Annotated in this window: 16 protein-coding genes; 7 read left to right on the forward strand and 9 right to left on the reverse strand. The window is 66.0% G+C overall.

All coding sequences use genetic code 11. The features are described from left to right. Nucleotides 1-31 precede the first annotated feature (31 nt). On the forward strand, nucleotides 32-2,488 hold the full coding sequence (locus tag TZ00_RS04085; protein ID WP_052521262.1) for a bifunctional lysylphosphatidylglycerol flippase/synthetase MprF: 2,457 nt from the start codon (nucleotides 32-34) through the stop codon (nucleotides 2,486-2,488). Beyond that, complete coding sequence (locus TZ00_RS04090) at nucleotides 2,472-3,794, forward strand: alpha/beta hydrolase (protein ID WP_044439549.1); 1,323 nt, start codon at nucleotides 2,472-2,474, stop codon at nucleotides 3,792-3,794. The genes TZ00_RS04085 and TZ00_RS04090 overlap by 17 nt, the downstream gene beginning before the upstream one ends. A gap of 51 nt (nucleotides 3,795-3,845) precedes the next feature. Here the strand turns inward: TZ00_RS04090 and TZ00_RS04095 are convergent, their stop codons facing one another. From TZ00_RS04095 to TZ00_RS04105, 3 genes are read right to left on the reverse strand one after another with little or no spacing between them, the layout of a single operon-like run. Then, nucleotides 3,846-5,117, reverse strand: coding sequence for an ABC transporter permease (locus TZ00_RS04095; protein WP_238579576.1), 1,272 nt, complete (start codon nucleotides 5,115-5,117; stop codon nucleotides 3,846-3,848). Further along, nucleotides 5,114-5,833, reverse strand: a complete 720-nt coding sequence (locus TZ00_RS04100) for an ABC transporter ATP-binding protein (RefSeq protein ID WP_044439551.1) — start codon at nucleotides 5,831-5,833, stop codon at nucleotides 5,114-5,116. The genes TZ00_RS04095 and TZ00_RS04100 overlap by 4 nt, the downstream gene beginning before the upstream one ends. Further along, entirely contained in the window at nucleotides 5,830-6,885 is a 1,056-nt protein-coding gene (locus TZ00_RS04105) for a permuted SH3 domain-containing protein (protein ID WP_044440246.1), read from the reverse strand. The genes TZ00_RS04100 and TZ00_RS04105 overlap by 4 nt, the downstream gene beginning before the upstream one ends. A gap of 158 nt (nucleotides 6,886-7,043) precedes the next feature. Between TZ00_RS04105 and TZ00_RS04110 the strand changes: the two genes are divergently transcribed. Beyond that, nucleotides 7,044-7,592: a hypothetical protein gene (locus tag TZ00_RS04110; protein ID WP_044439552.1), complete on the forward strand. Its 549-nt coding sequence runs from the start codon at nucleotides 7,044-7,046 to the stop codon at nucleotides 7,590-7,592. Nucleotides 7,593-7,621: 29 nt separating this feature from the next. Here TZ00_RS04110 and TZ00_RS18655 read toward each other — a convergent pair whose 3' ends face one another. Next, a complete protein-coding gene (locus TZ00_RS18655; RefSeq protein ID WP_052521264.1) occupies nucleotides 7,622-8,872 on the reverse strand; it encodes an EAL domain-containing protein in 1,251 nt (416 codons plus the stop codon). 164 nt (nucleotides 8,873-9,036) lie between these two features. On the opposite strand from TZ00_RS18655, the gene TZ00_RS18660 reads away from it, so the two are divergent. Further along, the gene (locus TZ00_RS18660) at nucleotides 9,037-10,653 is read left to right on the forward strand and encodes a phosphatase PAP2 family protein (RefSeq protein WP_084605910.1); all 1,617 of its coding nucleotides are present in this window, start codon (nucleotides 9,037-9,039) and stop codon (nucleotides 10,651-10,653) included. A gap of 114 nt (nucleotides 10,654-10,767) precedes the next feature. Here TZ00_RS18660 and TZ00_RS04130 read toward each other — a convergent pair whose 3' ends face one another. After that, nucleotides 10,768-11,565, reverse strand: a complete 798-nt coding sequence (locus TZ00_RS04130; protein ID WP_044439556.1) for an alpha/beta hydrolase — start codon at nucleotides 11,563-11,565, stop codon at nucleotides 10,768-10,770. 216 nt (nucleotides 11,566-11,781) lie between these two features. Here TZ00_RS04130 and TZ00_RS04135 point away from each other — a divergent pair, with 216 nt between their 5' ends. Continuing rightward, nucleotides 11,782-13,161: an HNH endonuclease signature motif containing protein gene (locus TZ00_RS04135; protein ID WP_044439558.1), complete on the forward strand. Its 1,380-nt coding sequence runs from the start codon at nucleotides 11,782-11,784 to the stop codon at nucleotides 13,159-13,161. Nucleotides 13,162-13,220: 59 nt separating this feature from the next. On the opposite strand, the gene TZ00_RS04140 is transcribed toward TZ00_RS04135, so the two are convergent. The 4 genes from TZ00_RS04140 to TZ00_RS04155 form a co-directional block, all read right to left on the reverse strand. Then, entirely contained in the window at nucleotides 13,221-14,324 is a 1,104-nt protein-coding gene (locus TZ00_RS04140) for an SUR7/PalI family protein (protein ID WP_152631079.1), read from the reverse strand. 168 nt (nucleotides 14,325-14,492) lie between these two features. Beyond that, nucleotides 14,493-15,317, reverse strand: a complete 825-nt coding sequence (locus TZ00_RS04145; RefSeq protein WP_044439560.1) for an isocitrate lyase/PEP mutase family protein — start codon at nucleotides 15,315-15,317, stop codon at nucleotides 14,493-14,495. 133 nt (nucleotides 15,318-15,450) lie between these two features. Beyond that, a complete protein-coding gene (locus TZ00_RS04150) occupies nucleotides 15,451-17,976 on the reverse strand; it encodes a phosphoketolase family protein (protein WP_084605911.1) in 2,526 nt (841 codons plus the stop codon). A gap of 75 nt (nucleotides 17,977-18,051) precedes the next feature. Further along, complete coding sequence (locus tag TZ00_RS04155; RefSeq protein WP_044440255.1) at nucleotides 18,052-18,390, reverse strand: TIGR02611 family protein; 339 nt, start codon at nucleotides 18,388-18,390, stop codon at nucleotides 18,052-18,054. Nucleotides 18,391-18,571: 181 nt separating this feature from the next. On the opposite strand from TZ00_RS04155, the gene TZ00_RS04160 reads away from it, so the two are divergent. Next, nucleotides 18,572-19,369, forward strand: coding sequence for a DeoR/GlpR family DNA-binding transcription regulator (locus TZ00_RS04160; protein WP_044439562.1), 798 nt, complete (start codon nucleotides 18,572-18,574; stop codon nucleotides 19,367-19,369). After that, nucleotides 19,366-20,355 carry a 1-phosphofructokinase family hexose kinase gene (locus TZ00_RS04165; RefSeq protein WP_044439564.1) on the forward strand — a complete coding sequence of 330 codons (990 nt, stop codon included), beginning with the start codon at nucleotides 19,366-19,368 and terminating at the stop codon, nucleotides 20,353-20,355. The genes TZ00_RS04160 and TZ00_RS04165 overlap by 4 nt, the downstream gene beginning before the upstream one ends.

Consider the following 20,355-nt stretch of genomic DNA (forward strand, 5'->3'; position numbering starts at 1 on the left):
CTTCATCAGTTCTGATGATCTGAGGTTAATCGTGCTGTTCCTTCGCTGGATTCTCCGCCATCCCTTCACGGTGGTCTGCTGTGCCATCGTCATCGTGCTGAGCATCGTCGGTTTCGCCTCGAGCACATACGACTGGGGCTGGGATGTCCTGGCTACGGGCCAGGAAGATGTTTTCCGGCACCATCGCTGGTGGGGCCTCGTCACGGCGTTCCTCGCCGTTGATGGCGGAGGCGCCCTGATCTTCGTTGTGCCGTTCATCGTGGTGGTGGTCGGAGGAGCGGAACAGCTCATGGGCACCTGGCGCACCGCGATCGCGTACATCGGCGGCAGCGCCGCATCCGGCCTCATCGGATTCGGCCTCAGTTGGGTCGAAAGCACATACCTCGGCTTCCTGCCACTGAACGCGCCATCGATCGAGGCGTTGTCGCCGGCTACCGGCGTGATCTGTGCCGCAATGGCCGCGAGCTCGTTCGCGTCTGCCCTGTGGCGGCGGCGCATACGTCTGGGCGCCTCGTTCATCGCGGTCACGCTCTTCTTGTACTCGGGCGGGGCGGGCGACTTCTATTCACTCGTCGCGGTGCCCGTGGGGCTTGTCCTCGGTTTTGCGCTGGGCGGGTCGAGGTCGAAGTTCCGGCTGATTCGCAGCTCGCACCACGAGATCCGTACCCTGCTGGCCGCTGTCGTGGCCCTCGGTTCGATTGGCCCCGTTGTTGCCGCTCTGATCGGCTCGGGCAGTGGGCTTCTCTCGATCTACGGTCTTCTGGCGGTCGATGTCGATCATCCGCGCACGGCCCTCATCGGTCTTCTGCCCGTCGCCGTGGGCATCGTCGCCGCGTGGGGAATTCTGCGGGGGAGGCGCGCCGCCCTCTGGCTGGCTGTATGCGTCCAGGTGATGATGTCGGCCGTGATGCTGGGTGTCTTCGTGGTCATTCAGCCGGAGACCATGACCGCCATTGCCGAGCAGGCCAACGAAGAGGTCGATCCCTACATCTGGCAGACACTCACAGGCAGTGCTCTGTGCGCGATTCTTCCACTGGCCGCCGCTGCGCTGCTCATCCTGCTGCGCAAGCACGTTGATATTCGGCCGTCGCGCGCGAGTGCCAAGCGATTCCTGGTGATCACCCTGAGTGCGCTCGCCGGTACCGCTCTCATCTCGTTCGTGGGAATCCTGGCCATCAGCGACCAGTTCCGACCGGTTCCGACCGCGCTGGACATTCTGCGCGCGCTGCCGCTGCGCCTCGTTCCGCCGACGTTCGTGATCTCCGACGGGCTCGCGTTCATTCCGAAGACGCACTGGGCTCACAAGCTGTGGTCGCTTCCGGCGGGCCTCTTATGGGCTGCGGTGCTCACCGCATCCTGTCTTCTTGTTCTCGGCCGCACCGCCGTCATCGACGACGACGACCGGGTGCGCGCCCGGGCGATTCTCGAGCGGGGCGGCGGGCACACGCTGTCGTTCATGTCGACCTGGCCCGGCAACTCGTTCTGGTTCGACGAGATCTCCGACGCTGCTGTCGCGTACCGGGTGCAGGGGTTCGTGGCTGTGGCGGTAGGGGGGCCCTTCGGCCCTGCATTCGCTGACCCTCAGGTGGTCGAACGATTCGTGCGTTTCTGTGGAGATCACGGGTGGACCCCCACCTTCTACGGGGTCGACGATGCCACGATCGAGACCTTCGCAGGGTTGCATTGGCAGCGCCTCAAGGTTGCAGAAGAGGCCGTGCTGCGGCCCCGGGATTGGAACCCCACTGGAAAGAAGTGGCAGGACATCCGCACGGCGGTGAACAAGGCCGGCCGCGCAGGAGTCGTGGCGCAGTGGACCTCGTGGCGTGAGTTGTCGCTGCTGCAGAGGTCGCAGATTCAGGCCATCTCCGAGGCCTGGGTCGCGGAGAAGAATCTTCCCGAGATGGGGTTCACCCTGGGAGGGCTCGACGAACTCGTCGATTCGTCTGTGCGCCTGATGCTCGCGGTCGACGCGCAGGGCACGATCGTCGCCGTCACGAGCTGGCTTCCCCTCTATGGTCCGGCTGAAGAGGGAAAGCCGCGTGTCTGCGGCTACACCCTCGATTTCATGAGGCGCCGCACCGACGCCGCCAACGGAACCATGGAGTTCGTGATCGCAGCCGCGGTCGAGCAGGCCAAGAGCGATGGACTGGAGATCTTGAGCCTCTCGGGCGCGCCGCTCGCCAACGCCGCGCCCGAATCGTCGACCCTCGACGTGCGCGGCAGCGTTGTGGCCCAGATTCTCGACTATGTCGGGCGCTCGCTCGAGCCGGCCTACGGATTCCGATCATTGCTGAACTTCAAGAAGAAGTTCCAGCCCGAGTTCGTTCCGCTCTGGATGCTCTACCCTGACACGACGGATCTCCCCTCGGTGGGTGCGGCGATCGGGCGCTGCTACCTGCCTCGACTGTCGGTGATACAGCTGAGCGGGCTGCTTCGTGATCTGAGACCGAAAACGACACAGGAGGCACACCGTGAACCTGCTGCTTGACCTGGCGATCACGGCGGGGCCGGTGGTGTATGCCGTGTACGCGGTGGCTTTCGCCGTCGTAGTGTTGCTCGTGCTCCGGCGCCCGGGCATGCGGTGGACCAGGCGTCGCTGGCTCACTGAGGCGGCCGCTGCCGCCGCCGCTGGTGCCATCGTCGGAGTGGCGCTGACCTGGATACTCTCCGACTGGCTCGACCTCTTCGGCGCCGATCTGACTCTCGTCGTGCGGGTCTGGATAGCGGTCGGCTTCGCGGCCTTCGGCATCGCGATCGTGTCGATGCGACGCGCATCCTGGATGCGTGTGGTCGGGTCAGCGCTTGCGCTCGTACTCTTCGTGCTCACCACGGCGATGGCTGTCAATATCGACTTCGGACAGTACCCCACCGTGCGCAGCGCCCTCGGAATCAGTGCCATCGTCGACGCGTCGAGCCAGCCCCTTCCGACGACCGCTCTCGTCGCGGTGCCGACGATCGCCGACTGGGTCGCGCCGGCGACCATGCCGAAGGCTGGAACCCTCACGACCGTCCCGATCCCGGCATCCGAATCGGGATTCCCGGCCAGGCCGGGTGTGGTGTACTTGCCGCCCGCCGCGCTCACGGCCAACCCGCCGAAGTTGCCGGTGATGGTCATGATGTCCGGTCAGCCGGGCAGCCCGCAGGATCCGTTCATCACCGACAAGCTGCAGCAGAGCCTCGACGCCTACGCCACGGCGCATGACGGGCTCGCCCCGATCGTGGTGGCGCCCGACCAGCTGGGAGACCCGACCGCCAACCCCATGTGTGTGGACTCGCCGCTCGGCAAGTCGCAGAGCTACCTCACCGTAGACGTGCCCAACTGGATCAAGGCGAACCTCAATGTGATCGATGACCCGCACTACTGGGCGATCGGCGGGCTGTCGCAGGGCGGAACCTGCTCTATTCAGCTGGGCGCGGCGTTTCCGAACATCTTCGGGGTGATCCTCGACGCGTCGGGCGAGCAGTACCCGCGCATCGGCGACGCCCAGATGACCGCCGACGCGGCATTCGGGGGCAGCCTCGCCCGCTACGAAGCGGCGTACCCGACGAACATCATGCAGCAGCACGGGCAGTACGCCGACACGTTCGCCGTCTTCGGCGTGGGGTCGAACGATGAGACCTTTCTGCCGCAGGTCAAGACGATCTATGCCGCGGCCCAGGCCGCCGGCATGAAGTCGACCTATATCGAGGCGCAGGGCAGCGCGCACGACTCCACGACCTGGTCGTATGTGTTCGCCCAGGGCCTGCAGCTCATCGCCGATCACTGGTCGCTCTCCGCAAACAAGACCGGGTAGCGGTCGCCGGCTGGGCCGCCGTCGGCTCGGCTCGGCGCGGCTCGGCCGAGCTCAATACCGGATGGCGTCGATCACCTTCACTCGCACTGCCACGAGTGCGGGCAGCAGGCCGGCCAAAGCTCCTACTGCTGTCGCGGCGACCAGGCCGAGGAGCGCCGCCTCCGCCGGGAACGGCGGGAAGTCGCTGACCAGGCCCTGGCCGATGAGATCCTTCGTCCAGGGGTTCTGCACGAGCAGAACGGCCGCGATCACTCCGACGGCGCCGGCGGCGATGGTCGCCACGACGCTCTCCATCATCACGGCGAAGAACACGCGCCCGGCCGTGGCCCCGAAGCTGCGTCTGATGCCGATCTCGCGCACGCGCTGCTTCACGGTGACGAGGGCGATGTTCACGAGTCCGAGAGCGCCGAGCAGCAGTACGAGCACGGCGATTCCGCCGACCACGAGCTTGGTCACGAGAAAGGGGTCGTCGCCGTACTGGGCATAGTCCTGGCGATAGACGTCGACCTGGATGCCGCCGGTTCCGCCGCCGGGTGTCGCCAGCGCTGACGAGAAGTCGCGCTTCACGACCTCCATGAGCTGGTCGGAAATGGCCGGTGGCACCCACATCTCGTATCGGGTCGAGCCTCCGCCGCCATAGGGATCCTGCACAACGGCCGATGGCCTCGCCGCCGTCATCGCCGAGAGCTGATCGGCGAGCATGAACATCGCCGGCTCTGTTTCGTAGCTCCCCACAGGATAGACACCCACGATCACCGCGGTCGTGCCGGGCCTGCCGCCCTGGGCGCCGAGTTCGACGGTCGGATGCGTTCGCAGCTCGGGGCTGCCGAGGCGCTCCCAGAAGATCTGGTTGACGATCAGCGAGGGGGCCAGACCGGCAGCGTCTTCGTCGGTGAACCACTGGCCTTCGGTGAGACGCACTCGGTGCATTTCGCCGTAGGGCTGGTCGACGGCCTGAGTCTGCACGTCGACGACGCCGGTGGTGAACGGCACGGCCTGGGCGGTCTGCATCACCCGGCTGCCATATGTGATGTCGTAACGGGCAAGAGTCTCGGCCCACGTCGCATCCATCGTTGCCGAATCGATCGCCGTGCCCTGATTGCTGTAGGCCGAGACGAACAGGCTGGCTGGCCGCCCGCTCTGCCGCTCGCTGAGCTCTTGGTTCGCCTGCTGAACGATGCCGCCGAGTGCCACGACGGTGGTGAGCGAGCACACGGCGACTGCGACGCCGATCAGCGAGAGCAGCACGCGGGTGCGGTGCACACGCAGTTCCTGCCAGGCCTCGATGACGGCCCCGACAAGACTCGTGAACGCGCGCCTCACGAGACGGCCCCGGATTCTGCTGCGAGCTCGGCGCTCTCGGCTCGCGTCAGCACGCCGCGGTCGAGTCGGAAGTGGTCGCGCGCGCGGGCGGCGATGGCTGGATCGTGGGTGATCGTCACGAGCGCTGCACCGGTTCGTGTTGCGACATCGTCGATCAGCTGCATCACCGAACTGCCGGTATCGAGGTCGAGAGCGCCGGTGGGCTCGTCGGCCAGAATCAGCCGTGGACCGCGCACGAGTGACCGCGCGATCGCAACGCGTTGCTGCTCGCCGCCCGAGAGCCTGTCGGGCATGCTTTCCATTCGGTTGCCGAGGCCGACCTCTTCGAGCATGTCGGCGGCGAGCTTCTTGCGTCGCCAGAACGATCGGCCTTCCGCATAGAGCAGGGGCATGGCCACGTTCTCGAGGGCCGTGCGGCCTGGAAGCAGATTGAACTGCTGAAAGACGAAGCCGATCTGCGCGCCGCGCACCCGATCTCGGGCGGCACTGGAATAGGACTTGACCGGTCGGTCGTCGAATGTCAGCAGCCCGCTCGTGGGCATGTCGAGAAGGCCCAGCAGATTGAGGAGGGTGGACTTGCCCGAACCGGAGCGACCCACGATAGAGATGCGGTCGCCCGACTCGACCGTGAGGTCGACGCCGTTCAGAATGGTCAGGGCCGGCTGATCGGGCGGAATCACGGTGCGCGTGACGTCACGCAGTTCAAGCAGGCTCACCGGGCGATGACCCCGCCGCAGTCCATCGCACCGGGAGGGCAACCCGACGGGTCGGCCAGCGCACCGGGTGCGAATTGCAGAATCTGATCGCCCTCGACCAGTCCGCCGGTGATCTCGACCTGGCTTCCGTCGTTCAGCCCGAGGCCCACGGCACGCTCCTCTGTGCTGCCGTCGGCCAGAGACACCCAGACGGTGCCGCTCAGGGCGGCCCCGCGCACGGCGGTGGTCGGCACGACGAGCACGTTCTCGGCCTTGCCTCCGGAGATGGTCATCTCGGCGGCGAGGCCGGAGAAGACCGTGATCTCGCCGGGGATCGCGCAGCTGACCGTGGTGGTCGACCCTCCGCCGCCTCCGGTTCCTCCGGTGCTTGCCCCGCCGACTGCTCCGCCGCCGGTCGTGTCGCCGCCCGTGTTTCCGCCTTCGCTGCCGGCCAGCGGGGTCGTGATGCGCAGGCCCGTGCAGGTGAATGCGGCGGGCCCGCCGGTGATGGCGATCGAGGCATCCGTCGGCTGGTCGACCAGTCGGTAGCGCTGCTCGGGCTGAAGCGATCCTGAGACCGAGAAGGTGGGCGGCGCGATCTGCCCGGCGACCATGCCGATCGTCACGTCTTGCCCCGAGATCACGCCGAGCGAGCTGAGCACGCCGGCCGCCGGCGCGGTGACCTGCTCGTAGCGGTAGATCTTGGGCTTTGTCTTGCCTTCTTCGTCGATGCTGTCTTCGGGCGAGCGCACGATCTCGACCTTGACGTCGAAGACGGTGTCGCCGGCCGCGACCACTGAACCCTGGGGAAAGAAGATCTCATCGACGGTTCCGGCAGCGGTCGACTTGAGCGGCGCGGCCGGATCGGCGGTCACGGTGGACTGCACCACGACATCGTTCACGATCGTGCCCAGCGCGACGGGGATGACTGGTTCGACGATCTCGCCGGTGGGAACCGCAGACACATCGTCGGTCTTGTCAGGGAAGAAGGCGAGTTTGCCCAGGGCCACGGCGATGGCGGCAATCAGCAGAATGCGCACCACGGGAAAGACCCACTTTCGAACCACGCCCACGCCCACTCCTTTGTTCATTACCCGTCGACTATTGCAGAAAGCGTCATGCCTTCGCGTGCAGTGCAGTCTCGCATGATGAGACGCGGAGTCTCATCGTGGACTCTGATGTGTGCGCGTCGCATGCGAGATTAGATACGGTCACGGAAGGAGAAGTTTCGATGGAACAGGCAGCTTATGGCGCGCGTGCCGTCGAAGACTGGATGTCGCAACACTCCGCCGAGATCGGGTGGCGGCCCTTGTCTGGCGGGCATTCTGGCGCGTTCGATCTCGGCCCAGATTCTTCACACGCTGCCGTTCTGCAGCATGTCGATGACGAGTGGTGTCTTCAGCTCGACACCGCGAAAGGGCGCAGCCTTCCCGTACTCGGCCCCGTGGACTCGCCTCTCGAGGTGCTTCTCGACGCGTTGATGTTCGCGATCTACATGCGTGCCACGGCAGAGGTCGATCGAGCTGATCGAACCGCAAGCGCGCAACTATCTCTCCTGCTTCACCGACTGGCAGAGGCCACCAACGACGCGCGCTACGGAGGCCGCGCTTCGCTGCTGCTCGCCGGTCATGCTGTTAAAGACGACCACCCTGTCGAGGCTCGTTCCCGAGCAGAAGACGCGATCCGGCTCTTCGGCATCGCACGAGATCTCACGGCGCAGGAGACTGCGCGAACCGTGCTCGCCGATCTTCCCCGATTGATGAGCCGTCAGGAACGCTGAGCGGCTCCGTCGCGTCGTGCCTGCACAGGTTAGAGTCGCGCGACGAGCGTGCGAGCCGCCTCGATCGTGAGTCGGCGATCGTGAGTGAGGATGAACTCGTAGGTGTCGTTCGTCGGTGATGGTTCACCCAGCTGACGCGCTGCCAGGGTTGCGGCGAAGTTCGGGGAGATCACGACGACATTCCATTCGGCGACCAGGGGGTCGGTCTCGTCGAGTTCGACGGCGCACACGGAGTCGCTGAGGGTCAGCTCGTCGAAGCCGTGACCGAAGGCACCGACGAAGGCCGCCGTGCGACCCAATGGGTAATACCGTTCCACCGCCCAGTCGTCGAAGTTGTCTCGATGCTGGAAGGTTGCGAACACCAGAGCTGAGTCGCCTTCGACGGCCGCGCGGGCCTCGAGGAACAGGCTGATCTGCAGAAGCAGCCCGCGGTTCGAGATGTGGGCCTCGCGTCGTTCTGCCGCAACAGAGAAGGGAGTGTCCTGGCGAAGCCCGGCGAGGCGTCCCGACGGTGCCGGCCGCACGCCGGACAGATAGGGAAGGGTTGCGGGCAGCGCGCCGGCGCCTCCGTAGAACGGCCCCTGGGCGAGCGTCGCCCCGAGCGCCCTGGCAGTGAGAACCTGCTGTTCGGTCTCGACCCCGTGGGCCAGCACCAGGCATCCGCTCGCCTCGGCGTATGCCGAGACGCCACTGAGAACGGATGCGAGTCGCTGGTCGGGGAGTTCGCTGATGATCTTCAGGTCGAGGCAGATCACATCTGGAGCCACGGCGGGCAGCAGCGCGAGGGTGTGCGGGTCGACGCCCACCTCGGTGATGGCGATCGCCCATCCCTGGTCGCGGATGTGCACAATCGCCCGGAGGAGGGGCGCGAGGTCGGTGTCGACCAGTGTGTGGCCGGCGATCTCGAGAACCATCGGATGCGCCAGGGCTGCCTCGTCGTCGGCAAGTCCGGCGATGGTCGATGGCGCCGCGCTGAAGAACAGGCTCCGTGGAGCCGAGAGGCCCGAGCGCTCCGCCGTGCTGATCGCATCGGTGCGGCTGACCGTATCGAAGTCGACCATTCTGTCGGACTCGGCGGCTGCCGCGAGAAGTGCCTCGCGCGACTCCAGAGGGGAGCCATGCGGCCCCCGAGTGTTCGTTCCGTAGGCGACGACAGACATGGAGTCGAGGTCGAAGATGGGTTGAAAACTGGTGTGAACGAGGCCGCTTTCGAGAATGCGACTGAGCTCCGCGCTCGCCGCATAACGAGCTGCGGTGTCGGATCGCTGGGACGCATTCACGGGAATTAATCATGACATCGATAGCGCTCTCAGTGGGGCCGAACGGTGCCCCCTGTTCGGGGCGAATATTCTCGCGATCTGCCACAGTGCCGGGTCGCCTCGAAAAATAGTGCGTTCACGCATCGTTCACCCACGTTCGGGGTTGATCGATCTAGCGTTACTTTGTGAACCAACGATTCCGCTTCTTTCGCCTGTCCGGAGCCGTGACGATCCCGGTTGTCACCGTTGCCCTTCTTGCCCTGAGCGCTCCTCTCGCCGCTTCGGCCGCCTCCTCCTATCCGAGTGACACGGCCAAGCCCGATCTGCCGTCGTTGCTGAGCGGTTACACCTCGCTCTGGCAGTCCGACGGCGTGAACGATCTGCACGGAACGGTCGTCGATGCCTCCACTCTCGCGCGCAACGATGAGCTCGCGGTCTGGATCAACGGGCACGCGACTCCGGCGCAGCAGTTCCTCGCCCTGCAGGACTCCGAGTACCAGCCCTCTGACAACTCGGCCTACGACCAGTCGATCACTATTTCGACGGCCCTCGGTTCGGTGCTCGGCCCGATCTACGTGACGGGAAGGCAGAACGGATCGCTGCCGCTGACGAGCGCCCTGATCAACAGCTCGAACGGCACCAGCGGCGCATATGTGAGCACCGGCGCGTCGAAGGCGGCCTTCAGCTACCCTCGACCGTTCTTGCCGACAGACCCGTCGACTCCTGCGGTGGCGGGTGACGACCCGGGATGCGCTCCGACCGTCGTGAACGCGTCGTCGCTGACCTCGAACCGCGTCGGTGCACCCTATGCCTCCTCGCAGGGGAATCTATTGATCACACGAGTGCCGTCGGTCGTCGACACCACCCACCAGTTCTCGACCAACGATGTGAGCCTTAGTGCCGCTTACAACAGCACCGGCATCTGCACGGGCGGCGCCTTTCCCAGCGGCCACACGACGACCGCCTACCAGGCGGGCATCACCCTGGCCACGCTGCTGCCGAGCCTCGCCCCCGAGATCCTGACCCGCGCATCCGAAGCCGGCAACGACCGCATCGTTCTCGGCGTGCACTACCCGCTCGACATCATGGGCGGGCGTATCAGTGGCGAGGCCGCGCTCGCGGCCCGCTGGTCTGACGCGAAGTACCGCACCGAGGTGCTCGAGCCCGCACAGAAAGAGCTGATCGACTACCTGCAGCAGCAGTGCGGCGGAACTCTCGACGCTTGCCTAGCTCGCGGCGCCGCGTACCAGTCGAACCCTTACGGGGGTCAGGCCATCCCGGGTGGCACATCGCAGATCGTGACCGACCGCTCCAGTGCGGTCGCGGTGTACGGGGAACGACTCGACTACGGCTTCACGAAGACGGGGCCGGTGGCCCAGGCGCCGTCGGTGCCCGCCGGCGCGGAGAACCTGCTGCTGAGCACGTTCCCGAGCCTGAGTGATGCCCAGCGCGCTTCCGTTCTGGCGCAGACCGAGATCTCGTCGGGCGACCCACTCGATGCCTCGGGCTCCGCGGGCGGCTCATGGCAACGGTTGAACCTCGCCGCGGCAACGAGCGCGACGGTTCAGCTGAACGCCGATGGATCTGTGACGGTCGCGTCGGTCGGTGGAAAAGCCGCCGTGCTGCCCGTCGCGGCCACGAACGTGACCGACCCTGGAGCGGCGGCTGCCGCATCCGGGTCGTCGTCGCTCGCGGCGACCGGGCTGGATGCCGAGCCGATCCTTGTCGGTTCCGTTGCGGCGACGCTGCTCGGCCTGGGTATGGTCGCGGCGCTGGGCATGCGGCGCAGACGCACTCGTTGACGTCTCGCTATCGAGCGCGGGTGTTCTCGCTGAGCGCGGTGGTCTGACCGCCGCGCTGGGCGAGAACACCCGCGTTCGCGTTCGCGGGCGCGTGTGCGCTCGCGAACTGTTGGGCTACTGCCCGAGCGATTGCTGGCGGAGCCAGACCAGAATCTCGGTGGCGAGCTGGTTCCAACCGTGGTCGATGGTTAGAGAATGACCCCGGTCGGTGAACGTGATGAGTTCGGTCACGGCGTTCGAGTTGCGATACTGCGCAAGCGTCGCGTCGACGACGGTCTCGGGAACCGTGTGATCCTGGCCGCCGGCGATCAGCAGCAGGGGAGCGCGATCGTCGTTGCCGGTGGCGACCTCGGCCTCTGAATGCACGGCGAAGTTCGCCACGGCCGCCTGAAAGAGCGGGCGCGCCGGCGACGGGATGTTCCAGGCTCTCCATAGGGCTGACGACTCCTCTTCGCTGAGGGCGTTGCCGAAGCCGAAGCGCCACTGCTCCTCGGTGAGTGACACGGCCTTGTGAAGATTGCCGGGATTGCCGAGCACCGGGAATGACGACCGCAGTTGATTGAGCGGCAGCGGAAGCACACCCTTGATCTGCGCCGGGTCGATGGCTACCCCGGCGGCCCCGTAGCCCTGCCCCAGCAGCTTCTCGACGACGAGGCCGCCGAACGAGTGACCGATGAGAATGGGCTGCACGTCGAACGAGTCGGCGATGGTCTGAAAGTGGGCGACGACATCGTCGATGGTCTTGTCTGCTGCGTCATCGGGGTGTGCGCGGGATGCCTCGACGGTGTCGTGCTCACCCGGCCAGAGCGGGGCCACAGCGGTGTATCCCTCGTTCTCGAACAGATCGATCCAGGGTTGCCAGCTGGACGCGTGCACCCAGAGACCATGGATGAAGACAACGGGCTGCGGCATGAGATTTCCTTTCGACAGAATGGAAAAGCACTGTGCTCACACCATAGGACTGCGGCTAGGGCCCTGTCGCGGGTCTCGTGCAATCGGCGGGCAGTGGAGATTTTTTCTGCTCCTCCACAGCTGTCTCCTCGTCTAGGTTATCCACAGCATAAACACCTGATCATCGGTCGGTTGCGCGTGAAACCCAATGTCGGTGGCTACTGTTTGACTTCTCGTATGGACCTCCTCGACGCATCCCTTGGCGATATCGCCGCGCGGCTGCGCGAGCTCCTCGAGACCAAGCGGGCGGCAGCGGCAGAGGTCGCGCACGAGTCCCGCCGAGAACTCGACTCCGCGGGCCTGGCGTACCGGCACGGGTTCTCGTCGGCGAAGAAGCTCCTCGCCGCCACGGCGAATGTGTCTGAGCGCACTGCGGCGACCCGCATCGGTTTGGGTCAACGACTGCGCTCGTCCGTTTCATTGTCGGGCACTCCGAATCCGAGTTTCTTCCCGGTGGTCGAGTCGGCGTTCTTCGCCGGCCGGGTCGGGGTCGATGCGGCGGCCGCGATCTGTCGCACCCTGTCGGAGGTGGTGAACCGCACCGGCTGGTCCGCTGCCATCGACCAAGCAGAGCGGCATCTGGTGGCGGCAGCGACTGCGACCGTGGGTGGCGCGATCGATTGCGACGACATCTCACCGCAACCGAGGCTGTACACGGTTGAGGAGATCGCCCGGCTGGCGGCTCGTATCAGGGAGCATCTTGATCCCGATGGTGCGGAACCCCGCGATGCGGCCAAGCAGTCTCTTCGGGGGTTCAGCTATCCCAAGGTCGGAGCCGATGGCGTGGCCCGCGGCCGCTATGCCCTCCCGCCCTTGCAGCTGGGTGTGTTCCTCGCCGCGGTCGACTCGATCCTCAGCCCGCGCACTCCCGACCACGGTGAGTCAGGCACCGATTCGAGCCCTGCGGATGAGGTGAAGAACAGGGAGGGCGCTGTCTCTACGACAGACGACGATGCCCTCATCGATATCCGCACGTTCGAGCAGAAGCTCCTCGACGCCGTTATGACCCTCATCGAGATGGCCGCCGCGTCCCCTGCTGCGTCACGTCTGAATGGTGCGGCCCCTACGGTGAACGTGCACGTCACCCTCGACGACCTGAAGGCCGGCCGTGGTGTCGGTTGGATCGATGGCAGCACCGAACCCATACCGATCAGTACCGTTACCCAACTTCAATGCGATGGCAACACCATCCCCATCCTCTTCGGCCCCCACGGTGAGGTTCTGAACCAGGGCAAGACTCAACGATTGGCGACCCGGCGACAACGCAGGGCGCTCGCCGCCCGCGACGGCGGATGCGTGATGCCGGGATGCTCGGTGCCGCCATCGCGATGTCAGGCGCACCATGTCATCCCGTGGGTCAGCATCAGTTATCTGCCGGGCAAAACCGATCTAGACAACCTGGCACTGCTCTGCCCGTTCCACCACGCCACGATCCACACCTCTGCGTGGACTCTCGTCATGATCCACGGCAGACCCCATGTGAAACCGCCAGCCTGGCAAGACCCGCGCCGCGCACCAAGACCCGCCACACGCCAACGCACAGGTCCACCGTGGTGATCCGGTTGGCAATGCTTGAGGGCCGACCGTCGGCCAGTGAGTGAGTGGCGGCCTCGGGCTTACTTGGCAGCGAAGTAGAACTTCGTGCCGTCGAGGCTCGACACGACCCAGCGTCCTTGCTCGACTCCGCTCGTCGGAATGGCCAGCGCGATGTTGCCCGACGCGGAATCTCCTGGAGTCAGTTCGGCGCCGGAATCGATGGCGCCGGGAGGGATCGCGACCGTGTCGTACGGGCTGTACGTCGTGCCGTCGGCTGCCTCGAAGCCGACCAGAACCAACACCGGGTATCCCGTGTCGGTTCCTACGTAGGTGACCGTGATGGGCAGCAGCGCGTACGACGTTCCCGCCGGGGCGGCGGCGTTGAACGAGTTCTCCGCGGCTACTGCTGCGTCGGCGTTGAGTGTGGGCGCGTTGACCGTGACCTTCCACGTCGGCTCGCCCAACTGCGAGAGTTCTACGCTCGATCCGAGCGGTGCGGGGTTCTCCTTCGATCCGACGTCTCCGGCTGCGGGGGCGCCTTGCTCGCCTGTCGATGTGTCGTCGCCCGGCACGACAGGCTCCGAGGTGACCGACGGGTAGTTGGTCTCGAGGCTGTCGCTCACGCTGGTGAAGAACAGGTTCGTGTACACGATCGACAACACGATCGAGAGCACAAGAGCAAGCAGCGACACGCTGCTTGCAACGATCGCGAGGGTCTTCTTGCGCCCCTTGAGGAAGATCGCAATGACGCCCAGAACCAGCGCTATGAAGGCGAAGAAGCCGGTGATGTAGTTGAGGAAGGGAATGAATGATCCGAGAAGGGCCAGGCTGCCGATGATCAAAGACGAGAGAGCGAGCCCGCCCGGCCCGGTTTTCGGCCGGATCGTTCCAGGTGCATACGGTGCAGCCGGGTACTGGGTGGATGCGTACTGAGCCGACGATGGGTAGGCCTGGGGTGGCTGCGGCGGCGGTGTTCCGTAGTCACTGACCGGCGGCGCGCCCTGAGCCGGGGGAGCCGGCGGAGCAGGGGGAGCAGCCGGGAACTGCGGGACAGTGGGGAACTGCGGCGTGTTCGGCGAACGCGGAGCGCTCGGTGCGTCGGGAGTCTCAGGAGCGTCGGGGCCAGTCGGAGTCTTGGGCTCGTCGGGACTTCCCGGAAATGCAGGAGGCTGTGTGTCTGGCATGCTCCGAGTGTGGCAGAGGAGGCGCCACCAGCGACACCCTCATGAGGGGCACGTACGGATCCACGCTTCACATGTCCGATGCCACTTCCAGACGGTCTGTCACGGGCCGAACGAGACCGGTAGGTCCCGCCACGCGATTCCGCACCGAATCACTGAGAGAGACACGCTCTAGCGGAGGGCGGCCCGCGCGAACAGGTCGTTCAGTGTTCCATAGTCGAGGCCGCCTGCAACGCTCTCGTAGGTGCCGACAGTGAGTAGCTCTTCTGCCGCACGCTGCGCGACGGCGTAGGCCGACTGCGCGACGCCAGAGCCGAGGCTGACACGTGCCACGCCCAACCGGCCGAGTTCGGTGACGCCGATCGATCCGGGCCCCACCATGACGTTCAGAGGAACGGCGACACCTGCCACGAGCGCGCTGACCGCGGTCTCGCTTGTCGCCCCCGGTACAAAAATGCCGTCTGCCCCTGCCTCGACATAGAGACGAGCGCGCTCAATAGCCTCGTCGATCTGCTGTGCTTCTGAACCGTTTCCTGCCAAGAAGACGTCTGTTCGGGTATTGATGAAGAGCTCCACACCGAGGCTGTCGGCTGCGTGTCTCGCGGCAGCGATTTTCAGAACGAACTGCGCCGGGTCAGAGTGGCCATCCTCGATATTGATCCCGACAGCGCCCGCCTTCAGCACAGCTGCGACCGTCGCCGCAACGCCCTCGGGCCGGTCAGAGTAGCCACCCTCGATATCAGCCGTGACCGGTAGATCGACGGCCTCGACGATCCGCGCGATGACAGCTACCGCTGACTCACGATCGAGTTTGCTTCCATCCGGCACGCCCAGCGACCATGCCACCCCTGCGCTCGTCATCGCGATGGCCCGCGCTCCCGCGCTCTCGGTGATTCTTGCGCTGGCAACGTCCCACACATTGCTGAGCCTCAGTGGCGTATGTGCCTTATGCAGTGAACGGAAGAGAGCGGCTTTGTCGGTAGCTGATGTGTGCATTGCTTCAGTACATCAAGTCTCTGAGCGACTTTCTGGCGGAAATCGGCCCTCACCAGAACGCACTGCGCTGAGGGGCTGAGTGGCTTTCGCGTCAACGCACAATGCCGAGGCCGAGGGGGAGCCGTCACGTGCACTAGGTGTTGTCGCCGCCGGTCTCGTCGAGGGCCTGCATGTTCTGCCGGTTCTGCCGGTCGAAACCGACCCCATCCTCGCCCGACCATAACCACTGGGCGACCTCGGGAATGTCCTCGCCGTGCTCGCGCGTGTACTGGCGGGCGCGCATGCGGGCATCCTGCATGTTTTGCCGCAGTGCGGCGGCCTTCGACCCCAGCCCGGGCACCCGATCGATCACGTCGATCACCAGGTGATACCGGTCGAGGTTGTTCAGCATGAGCATGTCGAACGGCGTGGTGGTCGTGCCGTTCTCGATGAAGCCGCGCACGTGCAGGTTCGCGTTCGCGGCCCGCCGGTAGGTGAGGCGATGGATGAGCCACGGGTAGCCGTGATAGGCGAAGACGATGGGCTTGTCGGTTGTGAAGATGGTGTCGAAGTCGCGGTTCGACAGGCCGTGCGGATGCTCGGTCTCGTCTTGCAGGCGCATCAGGTCGATCACGTTGACGACCCGCACGCGCAGCTCGGGCAGGTGCTTGCGCAGCAGGGATGCGGCCGCGAGTGTTTCGATGGTCGGAATGTCGCCGGCGCACGCGAGCACGATGTCGGGCTCGTCGCTCGGCCGTTCCGTGCCGGCCCAGTCCCAGATCCCGAGGCCGCGCGTGCAGTGCGCCACCGCCTCCGGCATGCTGAGCCACTGCGGCCCGGGCTGCTTGCCGGCGACGACCACGTTGATGTAGTCGACGCTGCGCAGGCAGTGGTCGTAGGTCGACAGAAGCGTGTTCGCGTCGACGGGCAGGTACACCCGAACGACGTCGGCCTTCTTGTTGACGACGTGGTCGATGAAGCCCGGGTCCTGGTGGCTGAAGCCGTTGTGGTCCTGGCGCCACACGTGGCTCGAGAGCAGGTAGTTGAGGCTCGAGACCGAGCGCCGCCACGGGATGGACCGGGCGACCTGCAGCCACTTCGCGTGCTGGTTGAACATCGAGTCGACGATGTGGATGAACGCCTCGTAGCAGTTGAACAGTCCGTGCCGACCGGTGAGAAGGTAACCCTCGAGCCAGCCCTGGCACTGGTGCTCCGACAGCATCTCCATCACACGCCCTGCACGGTTCAGGTTCAGATCGACAGGCAGGATCTCGGCGTTCCACTGCTTGTCGGTCGCCTCGTAGACCTCTTGCAGGCGATTGGATGCCGTCTCGTCGGGCCCGAAGATACGGAAATTGTCGGGGTTCAGGCGAATGACATCGGCGAGCCAGCGTCCCAGAACCTTCGTGGCCTCCGCCGTCTCGTGGCCGGGGGCCGTGACGTCGATCCCGTACTCGCGAAAGTCCGGCATCCGGAGCTCGCGTCGCAGCAGCCCGCCGTTCGAATACGGCGTGGCGCTCATGCGCAGGTAGCCCTCGGGCGCGAGACCGGTGACGAACGGCGTTGGTGCGCCCGAGGAGTCGAAGAGTTCCTCCGGCTTGTACTTCTTCATCCACGATTCGAGCAGGCGGGTGTGCGCCTCGGTGTCGCGTGCGCTCGCCAGCGGCACCTGGTGTGCGCGCCACGTGTTCTCCACGGGCAGGCCGTCGATCTCGGCAGGGCAGGTCCACCCCTTCGGCGTGCGCAGGATGATCATGGGCCAGCGCGGCGTTCCCTCGATCGTGCCGTCGGCGGCATCCTGCTTGATGGCGGCGATCTCGTTGAGCACGGTGTCGAGCGTCTCGGCCATGCGGGCGTGCACGAGCAGCGGATCCTCGCCGTCGAAGCCGCCCGACACGATGTGCGGTTTGTGTCCGTAGCCGCGCATGAGCGCGAGCAGGTCTTCCTCGGGGATTCGGGCGAGCACTGTGGGGTTGGCGATCTTGTAGCCGTTGAGGTGCAGGATCGGCAGAACGACGCCGTCTTGCAGTGGACCGATGAACTTGTTCGAGTGCCAGGCTGTGGCGAGCGGGCCGGTCTCGGCCTCGCCGTCGCCGATCACCGCGGCCACGAGCAGGTTCGGGTTGTCGAACGCCGCCCCGTAGGCGTGCGAGAGGGAGTAGCCCAGCTCGCCGCCCTCGTTGATCGATCCGGGCGTCTCGGGCGCCGCGTGGCTCGGGATGCCGCCGGGAAAGCTGAACTGGCGGAACAGGCGCCGGATGCCGTCGGTCGACTGGTCGATCGTCGAATAGATCTCTGAGTAGGTGCCGTCGAGATAGGCGTTCGCCACCATGCCGGGCCCACCGTGGCCGGGGCCCGTGATGTAGAGCGTCGGCAGGGAGCGGTGCCGGATCATGCGGTTGAGGTGGGCGTAGACGAAGTTGAGCCCCGGCGTGGTCCCCCAGTGGCCGAGCAGGCGCGGCTTTACGTCGTCGCGGCTGAGTGGCCGTTCGAGCAGAGGGTTGTCGAGCAGGTAGATCTGCCCCACCGAGAGGTAGTTGGCAGCCCGCCACCACGCGTCGACCTGAAGCAGTGCCTCGCCCTCGAGCGGTTCGGCCGGCCGCTGGTACCAGGGATTGTGCGCGTCGCGGGGAATCACGGGCGACTGAAGTCCGTCGATGGTGGATGCGGAACCGATCATGGAACGTCTCCTCTGCACTGCACGGGGCTAGTGCTGCTCATCCTAGGTGCGCGGTGTGCCCATGCGGCAGGGACTTTATGCCCGTGGAGGCCGGGATGCGCGCCACGCCTTCCAGCGAGAGACTGCCTTCGCGAGCACGCGCTTCAGCCACTGCCCCACGCGGTGCGCGGCGGGGAACTCGGTGCCGAGAATGGCGATGCCAAGGAACACGATGAGCCAGCCCGGGCCGGGCAGGGGCACGAGAATCAAGCCCACGATCGCCACGAAGGCGCCCAGCACGCCGACGGCCAGGCGATACGCGAATCGGATGCGCGGGTGCCGCTCGACCCAGGCTCGTGCACGGCGCAGAACGCGGCGCACCGGATGCTGTGGGCTTTCGCCGATCTCGATCTCTCGGGCGAGGGTGTTGGTCATCGCCTCACGGTAGGCCTCGACCCTCCCATTTGCCTGAGCGACGTGGCGTTCGCTGAGCTTGTCGAAGGGCAACCAAAATCTGTGTTTATCTTGCTTTTGCAGGAAAACAGACATAAAGTCACATCACAACACAGGCACACGCGGGTTCACGGACGAATCGAAAGACGAGGTCAACGACGACATGTACGCCATAGAGCGCCATCAGCAGATCGGCGAAAGCATCGGTGCGCGGGGCCGTGTCACCGTCGCCGAGCTCTCCGAGCGATTCGGCGTCACGCCCGAGACCGTGCGACGAGACCTTGACCTTCTCGAGCAGCAGGGTGTGCTGCAACGAGTGCACGGCGGCGCTGTCGCCGGATCGAAGATCAGCCTCGCGGAGTCGACCGTCGCTGTGCGCTCGGACAAGGCGCGCGACTCCAAACTCGTGATCGCTCGCGCGGCCCTGGGAATGATCGGGGAGTCGTTCCGCGGCTCGATCCTCATCGACGCGGGCACAACGACCGGCGCGCTGGCCGAGTTGCTGGCCGATTGGACCCCGTCGGGCGGTGTCTTGGGCGGCCATCCACTGACCATCATCACCAACTCCGTGCCCATCGCTGCGCTGCTGCACCTCAACCCGGCCATCGACCTGCACCTGCTCGGCGGCAGCGTCAGAGGCATCACGAGCGCCGCGGTCGGCGCGTCGACCATCGAACAGCTCGACCGGCTTCGCCCCGACATCGCCTTCATCGGAGCCAACGGCGTGAGTGCCGGTTTCGGCCTGAGTACTCCTGAAGAGAGGGAGGCGGCGGTCAAGGCCGCGATGATCCGCCGCTCACGCCGCTCCGTTGTGCTCGCCGACTCGACCAAGCTCGACGAAGAGGCGCTCTACCGCTTCGCGGAACTGCGCGACGTCGACACTCTCGTCTCCGACGTCGACCCCGCCGGAACGCTCTCGGCCGCTCTCGACGCAGAGGGCGTGGAGGTGATCGTGCCGTGATCGTGACCCTCACTGTGAACCCCTCGTTCGACCGCACCGTCGAGCTCGATGCTCCGCTCGAGCGCGGCCAGGTGCAGCGTGCCGTCGTCACCGGGCAGGAGCCCGGCGGCAAGGGCGTGAACGTCTCGCGGGCCCTGCATGCGGCCGGATGCGACACCCTCGCCATACTGCCCGGCGCGTCGACTGACCCGCTGGTCGTGGCGCTCGAGGCGTCGGGCATTCCGACGGCGACCGTGTCGATCGACTCGCCCATCCGCTCGAACATAACCCTGGCCGAGCCCGATGGAACGACCACCAAGCTCAACGACCCGGGCGTGCACCTCTCGGAGGCCGTCGTCGCCGAGCTCATCGATGTGGTCGTGGCGCAGTCCGCGTCTGCGTCATGGCTCGTGCTGGCCGGCTCCGTGCCGCCCGGGGTGGCCGACACGTTCTATGCGACGCTCGTGCGTGCCGTGCGAGCGTCGCGCGCCGCGCCGCGCATCGCCGTCGACAGCTCGGGTGCGCCCCTGGCGGCTCTTGTCGCCTCCGGCGAGAGGGTCGACCTGATCAAGCCCAACGCCGAGGAGCTGCTGCAGCTGGCTGAATCGCAGGGTCTCGACACCGGTTCTGCGACCCACGAGCAGCTTGAGGCCGATCCGGAACTCGCGGTCTCGCTGGCGCAGGCGCTGCTGTCTCCAGCTCTCGGCGCGGTGCTCGTGACTCTCGGTTCACACGGTGCGGTGCTGGTCGACGCTGAGGGGGCCTGGCGTGCCCCGGCTCCTCGGATCGTGGCCCGCAGCACTGTCGGGGCGGGCGACTGCTCGCTCGCGGGTTATGTACTCGCAGACCAGCGGGGTGACCTCCCTGCCGGACGCCTCGCCCAGGCGGTGGCCCATGGTGCCGCCGCTGCCTCACTCCCCGGCACGACAGTGCCGACGCTCGAACAGACACATCCAGGCGACATCGTCGTCACCACGATTCCGCGCATCGCCGCGGGGCGAATCTAA

This window comes from Agreia bicolorata (assembly GCF_000938265.1).
GTDB lineage: Bacteria > Actinomycetota > Actinomycetes > Actinomycetales > Microbacteriaceae > Agreia > Agreia bicolorata.

Excerpts from the sequence above, each read along its gene's own strand:
- TZ00_RS04110 (WP_044439552.1), top strand. The coding sequence starts at position 7,044 with ATGGAACAGGCAGCTTATGGCGCGCGTGCCGTCGAAGACTGGATGTCG.
- TZ00_RS04130 (WP_044439556.1), bottom strand. The coding sequence starts at position 11,565 with ATGCCGCAGCCCGTTGTCTTCATCCATGGTCTCTGGGTGCACGCGTCC.
- TZ00_RS04135 (WP_044439558.1), top strand. The coding sequence starts at position 11,782 with ATGGACCTCCTCGACGCATCCCTTGGCGATATCGCCGCGCGGCTGCGC.
- TZ00_RS04140 (WP_152631079.1), bottom strand. The coding sequence starts at position 14,324 with ATGCCAGACACACAGCCTCCTGCATTTCCGGGAAGTCCCGACGAGCCC.
- TZ00_RS04145 (WP_044439560.1), bottom strand. The coding sequence starts at position 15,317 with ATGCACACATCAGCTACCGACAAAGCCGCTCTCTTCCGTTCACTGCAT.
- TZ00_RS04150 (WP_084605911.1), bottom strand. The coding sequence starts at position 17,976 with ATGATCGGTTCCGCATCCACCATCGACGGACTTCAGTCGCCCGTGATT.
- TZ00_RS04155 (WP_044440255.1), bottom strand. The coding sequence starts at position 18,390 with ATGACCAACACCCTCGCCCGAGAGATCGAGATCGGCGAAAGCCCACAG.
- TZ00_RS04160 (WP_044439562.1), top strand. The coding sequence starts at position 18,572 with ATGTACGCCATAGAGCGCCATCAGCAGATCGGCGAAAGCATCGGTGCG.